Annotated in this window: 5 protein-coding genes; all 5 read left to right on the forward strand. The window is 53.6% G+C overall.

The window, feature by feature from the left end:
- Window positions 1-5: 5 nt before the first annotated feature.
- The 5 genes from KIF87_RS18140 (at window position 6) to KIF87_RS18160 (ending at window position 6566) form a co-directional block, all read left to right on the forward strand.
- Window positions 6-923: a helix-turn-helix transcriptional regulator gene (locus tag KIF87_RS18140; protein ID WP_213329944.1), complete on the forward strand. Its 918-nt coding sequence runs from the start codon at window positions 6-8 to the stop codon at window positions 921-923.
- 191 nt (window positions 924-1114) lie between these two features.
- Window positions 1115-3268: a carbon starvation CstA family protein gene (locus tag KIF87_RS18145; RefSeq protein WP_023334384.1), complete on the forward strand. Its 2154-nt coding sequence runs from the start codon at window positions 1115-1117 to the stop codon at window positions 3266-3268.
- A gap of 96 nt (window positions 3269-3364) precedes the next feature.
- The gene (locus KIF87_RS18150; protein WP_003856610.1) at window positions 3365-3568 is read left to right on the forward strand and encodes a YbdD/YjiX family protein; all 204 of its coding nucleotides are present in this window, start codon (window positions 3365-3367) and stop codon (window positions 3566-3568) included.
- Window positions 3569-3578: 10 nt separating this feature from the next.
- Entirely contained in the window at window positions 3579-4532 is a 954-nt protein-coding gene (gene yjiA / locus KIF87_RS18155) for a GTPase (protein WP_213329946.1), read from the forward strand.
- A 186-nt stretch (window positions 4533-4718) separates the two neighbouring features.
- Window positions 4719-6566: a 3'-5' exonuclease gene (locus KIF87_RS18160; RefSeq protein WP_213329948.1), complete on the forward strand. Its 1848-nt coding sequence runs from the start codon at window positions 4719-4721 to the stop codon at window positions 6564-6566.
- The last annotated feature ends 130 nt before the right edge of the window (window positions 6567-6696 follow it).

A 6696-nucleotide genomic window follows, 5' to 3' on the forward strand; every position in this document is an offset into this window, starting at 1 on the left:
ACCTTATGGCAAAAACGACGCGGAGCCGCTCGGCTGAACGTCTGGTCGATATTCTGGTTGAGCTACATTTAAACGGTGTGGTAAACCGCAGTGCGCTAATGGAGAAATTTAAAATTACCGAGCGTACCGTCTACCGGGATTTAAATGCCCTCTCTCCCATTGTTGAACATACCGGTAACGGGCTATATCGACTGATCCATTCTGCACAATCGCCCGGCGGACAAGGCCTACACCACACCATTGCTAACTTCCTGAATGCCGACAGCTTTTTCCCTGAAAGAAATACGGAATTCTGGCAAAATCTTGAAACGCGCGTTGACGAAAACCATATTCTTATTCTTGCGAATGAAGCCGAACACACGGTCCAGCGCGATATTCGCCGTCATTTAACGAAAATCGAGAGATCGATTAAAAACCATAATGTTTGTCAGATTGTTTATAAGGGGAAAACCCGTCTGATTAATCCCTATAAACTCATTAACAAAAAAAATATATGGTATTTACAAGCCACCGAAAATAGCCGTCTGAAATCCTTCTCATTGAGCCAGATTAGCTGGTTTGATATTCAGAAAACGACCTTCACCCCGGAAGAAAATGTCCTTGAGCTGCTGGAAAAAAGCCTCGACCCCTGGGTATCTGAAAATACTTTCGCGGTGAAAATATTCATCAAAGATAATATTTCGCATTACTTCCTGCGCCGCGATCTTCTGCCGGAACAAGAGCTGCTGGAGGAGCAACAGGGCGGCGTCACGCTGCGCTGCCAGGCGGCGCACGAGAACCAGATCCTGCCGCTGCTGTTCTACTGGCTGCCCCATATTCAGATTCTGGAGCCGAGCTGGCTGAAGGAAAAACTGATCGGAACGCTGGAGAACTATCTGGCGGTGGAACGCAACCCGAATAATCAAGTGATCTCAATCACATAATTTCGCCCCCTGGCGGCGAGCCGGAACCGCTCGTCGCCCCCTTTGACCGCTCACCTCGCACTTTCAACCACTCATTCATTTACCGTCCTTTACACGCGCGAGGATCTGGCACGATCGCTCCAGCATTAATCAATACCTCCTCACAACGAACCCTGACCCTTTTTTCTTTACATAAAAAACCAGGTCTTACTATGGATACTAAAAAACTACTGAAGCACGTGCCCTGGGCCTTACTCGGGATCCTCGGCGCTTTTTGTCTGGCGGTTGTCGCATTGCGCCGGGGCGAACACGTAAGCGCCCTGTGGATCGTGGTCGCGTCCGTTTCCGTCTATCTTGTTGCTTATCGCTACTACAGCTTGTACATCGCGCAGAAGGTCATGAAGCTCGACCCGACGCGCGCCACTCCGGCGGTCATTAACAATGACGGCCTGAACTACGTGCCAACCAACCGCTACGTGCTGTTTGGTCACCACTTTGCCGCTATCGCCGGTGCAGGCCCGCTGGTCGGCCCGGTGCTGGCCGCGCAGATGGGCTACCTGCCGGGTACACTGTGGCTGCTCGCGGGCGTAGTGCTGGCGGGTGCGGTGCAGGACTTTATGGTGCTGTTTATCTCTTCTCGCCGTAACGGCGCCTCTCTGGGTGAGATGGTCAAAGAAGAGATGGGCCGCGTGCCGGGGACCATCGCCCTGTTCGGCTGCTTCCTGATTATGATCATCATCCTCGCGGTGCTGGCCCTGATCGTGGTGAAAGCGCTGGCCGAAAGCCCGTGGGGCGTCTTCACCGTCTGCTCAACCGTGCCGATTGCGCTGTTCATGGGGATCTACATGCGATTCCTGCGTCCGGGACGCGTGGGTGAAGTGTCGGTGATTGGTATCGTGCTGCTGGTGGCCTCCATCTACTTCGGCGGCGTGATTGCGCACGACCCGTACTGGGGCCCGGCGCTGACCTTCAAGGACACCACCATTACCTTCGCGCTGATTGGCTATGCGTTTATCTCCGCGCTGCTGCCGGTCTGGCTGATTCTGGCCCCGCGCGACTACCTGGCGACCTTCCTCAAAATCGGCGTTATCGTCGGTCTGGCGATCGGCATCCTGGTGATTAACCCGGATCTGAAAATGCCTGCGGTCACGCAGTACATCGACGGCACCGGCCCGCTGTGGAAAGGCGCCCTGTTCCCGTTCCTGTTCATCACCATCGCCTGCGGTGCGGTCTCCGGCTTCCACGCCCTGATTGCGTCCGGCACCACGCCTAAGCTGCTGGCGAACGAGAAAGACGCGCGTCTGATCGGCTACGGCGCGATGCTGATGGAGTCCTTCGTGGCGATCATGGCGCTGGTTGCAGCCTCGATTATCGAACCGGGTCTGTACTTCGCGATGAACACCCCGCCTGCTGGCCTCGGCATCACCATGCCAAACCTGCACGAGATGGGCGGCGACAACGCGGCGCTGATTATGGCGCAGCTGAAGGACGCGAGCGCACACGCGGCGGCGACCGTCAGCTCCTGGGGCTTCGTGATTTCGCCAGAGCAGATCATGCAGACGGCGAAGGACATCGGCGAACCGTCCGTGCTGAACCGCGCAGGCGGTGCACCTACGCTTGCCGTCGGTATCGCACACGTGTTCCACAAAGTGCTGCCGTGGGCGGACATGGGCTTCTGGTACCACTTCGGTATTCTGTTCGAAGCGCTGTTCATCCTGACCGCGCTGGACGCCGGTACCCGTGCGGGCCGCTTCATGCTGCAGGACCTGCTCGGTAACTTCGTGCCGTTCCTGAAGAAAACCGACTCTCTGGTGGCGGGCATTCTGGGTACCGCGGGCTGCGTCGGCCTGTGGGGCTACCTCCTGTATCAGGGCGTTGTCGACCCGCTCGGCGGCGTGAAGAGCCTGTGGCCGCTGTTCGGTATCTCTAACCAGATGCTCGCAGCCGTTGCTCTGGTGCTCGGTACCGTGGTCCTCGTGAAGATGAAACGCACCAAATACATCTGGGTAACGGTTGTTCCTGCGCTGTGGCTGCTGCTCTGCACCACCTGGGCGCTTGGCCTGAAGCTGTTCAGCGCCAACCCGCAGCTGGAAGGCTTCTTCTTCATGGCTAACCAGTACAAAGAGAAGATTGCCGCAGGCGGCGCGGATCTGACCGCGCAGCAGATTGCCAACATGAACCATATCGTGGTGAACAACTACACCAACGCGGGTCTGAGCATTCTGTTCCTGGTGGTGGTGTACAGCATCATCTTCTACGGCATCAAAACCTGGCTGAACGTGCGCAACGCCGACGGTCGTACGGATAAAGAAACCCCGTACGTGCCGGTGCCGGAAGGCGGCGTGAAGACCTCTTCACACCATTAAACAAATGGCGGGTGGCGCTACGCTGACCCGCCCTACACAGAAACTGTAGGCCCGGTAAGCGTAGCGCCACCGGGCTTTTTCTGTCTGGAACCCACAATGTTTGGTAACTTAGGCGAAGCAAAAAAATACCTCGGTCAGGCGGCGAAAATGCTGATTGGCATTCCGGACTATGACAACTACGTTGAGCATATGAAGACCAACCATCCGGATAAGCCGTACATGACCTACACCGAATTCTTCCGCGAGCGTCAGGAAGCGCGCTACGGCGGAAGTGGAGAAGGCGGCGTCCGCTGCTGCTAAAGGAGAGACCATGACCCCGATTGCCGTTACCCTGCTGACCGGTTTTCTCGGCGCCGGTAAGACCACCCTGCTGCGCCACATCCTGAATGAACAGCACGGCTTCAAAATTGCCGTCATCGAAAACGAATTTGGTGAGGTCTCGGTAGACGATCAGCTGATTGGCGATCGCGCCACCCAGATCAAAACCCTCACCAACGGCTGCATCTGCTGCACCCGCTCTAACGAATTAGAAGACGCCCTGCTGGACCTGCTCGACAGCCGCGACCGCGGCGAGATCGACTTTGACCGTCTGGTGATCGAATGCACCGGCATGGCCGACCCCGGCCCGATTATTCAGACCTTTTTCTCTCACGAGATCCTCTGCCAGCGCTATCTGCTGGACGGCGTGATTGCCCTGGTGGATGCGGTTCACGCCGACGATCAGATGAACCAGTTCACCATCGCCCAGTCTCAGGTGGGCTACGCTGACCGCATCCTGCTGACCAAAACCGACGTGGCGGGCGAAAGCGTTAAGCTGCGCGAGCGCCTGACCCGCATTAACTCCCGCGCGCCGATTTATACGGTGACGCATGGCGACATCGATCTGTCTCAGCTGTTCAACACCAACGGCTTTATGCTGGAAGAGAACGTCACCGTGAAACCACGCTTCCACTTTATGGGAGATAAGCAAAACGACGTGGCGTCGATTGTGGTCGAGCTGGACTACCCGGTGGGCATCAGCGAGGTTTCGCGCGTGATGGAGAACCTGCTGCTGTCGTTTGCCGACAAGCTGCTGCGCTACAAAGGTATGCTGTGGATTGTCGGCGAGCCGAACCGCCTGCTGTTCCAGGGCGTGCAGCGCCTTTATAGCGCCGACTGGGACAGACCGTGGGGCGATGAAACGCCGCGCAGCGTGATGGTGTTTATAGGTATCCAACTCCCGGAAGAGGAGATTCGAGCGGCGTTTGCGGGGCTGAAAAAGTAAATAGTGGCTCCCTTTTAATGAGGAAAGGGAGCGTATTTCATTGATGCCAAATGCGCGGGTCGCACTTTCTGTTTGCAATATTGTCTGTTAATGTTCTTAACAATAATGAAATCATGCTTTGATTAATATTCATTGCAATATTAATTAATTGGATTTGTATAATTTTCATGAATTGGTAGGCGTAATATGGCAATCATTATTCCCACAATAAGCAGCTGTAGCGAGAAGATTACGGCCGGAGAGAAAAGGCTGGCAAGGCTTCTGGAGGGTGGGCTCAGTGAGCAATGTACCTGCTGGTATGACACCCGAATGGGAGACAAAGACGATCATCCTGATTTTGTCATTCTGGCCCCTGAAAAAGGGCTGTTGTTTATAGAAGTGAAAGACTGGTTTATCACAAAAATAAAATCGGCTAATAAAACGCATATTGATTATGAAACCAAAAACGGCATAGAGCCGTTGAAGAACCCACTCGAACAGGTTAGGCAATATACCTTTCATATCATCAATAGCCTGAAAAAAGATCCCCTGCTTCGCCAGCAGCAGGGAGATCATGAGGGCGGTTTTATTACTCCGTATGGATATGGTGTTTATTTGAGCAACATAACCCGGGCACAGCTGGAAAAGAGTTTTACACCCGTGGAGTTAAATGAAATTTTGCCCACCAGCCAGGTGATATGCAAAGACGAGCTCAACGAGTTTATGACAAGAGAACAAATCTCTGACCGGCTCGAATCCCTTCTCAAACATCGCTTCGTTCATCACGCAACACCGCAGCAGTTCGACCGCATCAGATGGCATCTGTATCCCGATGTACGCATTAACCCACCCGTGACGCGGGTTGATCTGGACAATTTTACGTTCCACACCCCTGATGTGGTTTGCATGATGGACAGATACCAGGAACAGCTCGCCCGAAGTATGGGGGCAGGACACAGGGTAATTCACGGCGTAGCAGGATCCGGCAAAACGCTCATTCTGTATCACCGCTGCATTGAGCTTGCCAATAATATTGAAAACACCAAACCGATACTGGTGATTTGCTACAACATTACGCTGGCCAAAAAACTCAAAGCGCAGCTCGAACACCACAGTCTGAGACTTCCTGTCGAGGTTATCCATTTTCATGCCTGGTGCTACCAGCAGTTAAACGCGCAACGACGTATTCCCCCGAAGAGCAAAAACTTTATTGAGCTAATGGAAAATGCGCTAACGGTGGCATTTGAAGAAGGGGTTATCAAACCAGAGCAGTACAGCGCCGTTTTGATAGATGAAGGACACGATTTTAAGCCGGAATGGCTAAGAATTCTCGCTAAGATGCCGGACAATAAAGATAGCGCCCTGCTTTTCCTGTACGATGACGCTCAGTCAATCTATCAAAAAAAGAAAGCTCTCGATTTCACCCTGTCCAGCGTCGATATAAAGGCTCAGGGTCGCACAACAATTCTCGATACCAATTATCGCAACACCCGGCAAATACTTCACTTCGCCAGCAGCGTTGCATTTAATTATCTCAATAATCACATCGAAGATTCCCTCAAATACCAGCTGCCTGCCGCAGGAGGACTGTCCGGGCAATATCCGGCGCTGGACAGCTTTGATAATCAGGACGAGGAGATTACACGCGTTCTCGATTGGGTTACTGAACAGCGACAGCAGGGGATTGCATGGTCGGAAATCGCCATACTGTGCCCCTCAACTTACAGCATTTCAGGTATGCTCGGGCCAAGGCTCGAAGCCCGCAAGATCCCATACCAGATGATTGTCTCCAGCGATGATAAAAAGCACTGGTCACCGCAGAATGATTTCCTCTGCGTCATGCCGCTTCCCAGCAGCAAAGGGCTTGAGTTTAACTCGGTCGCCATTATGGATGCCGCAAAGGAAAGGGACAGTGAAGATCTGAGTGACGATATCAAGCGCCTTTACGTCGGTTTTACCCGCGCGCGACAGAATCTTCTGGTGACTATGCATGGAACCGGAGGCCTGCGAGATCATCTGGTCGAGACCTGGGAAAAGAGCGTTAAGACGGTCTAGCTGTCCAGTAAGCACCGAACAATCCCCTCTCCCATTGTACAGTCCGGGGACATGGTAGACAGGTGTTCGGGGACATGGTGAACACTTTTTAACATCCTTTACCCATGGTGATCGACTTTTTCTTCAGGTC

It is taken from the genome of Enterobacter sp. 120016, from assembly GCF_018383635.1.
Lineage (GTDB): Bacteria > Pseudomonadota > Gammaproteobacteria > Enterobacterales > Enterobacteriaceae > Enterobacter > Enterobacter asburiae_D.

Coding starts and splice junctions, on each gene's coding strand:
- yjiA (WP_213329946.1), top strand. CDS start 3,579: ATGACCCCGATTGCCGTTACCCTGCTGACCGGTTTTCTCGGCGCCGGT.
- KIF87_RS18150 (WP_003856610.1), top strand. CDS start 3,365: ATGTTTGGTAACTTAGGCGAAGCAAAAAAATACCTCGGTCAGGCGGCG.
- KIF87_RS18145 (WP_023334384.1), top strand. CDS start 1,115: ATGGATACTAAAAAACTACTGAAGCACGTGCCCTGGGCCTTACTCGGG.
- KIF87_RS18140 (WP_213329944.1), top strand. CDS start 6: ATGGCAAAAACGACGCGGAGCCGCTCGGCTGAACGTCTGGTCGATATT.
- KIF87_RS18160 (WP_213329948.1), top strand. CDS start 4,719: ATGGCAATCATTATTCCCACAATAAGCAGCTGTAGCGAGAAGATTACG.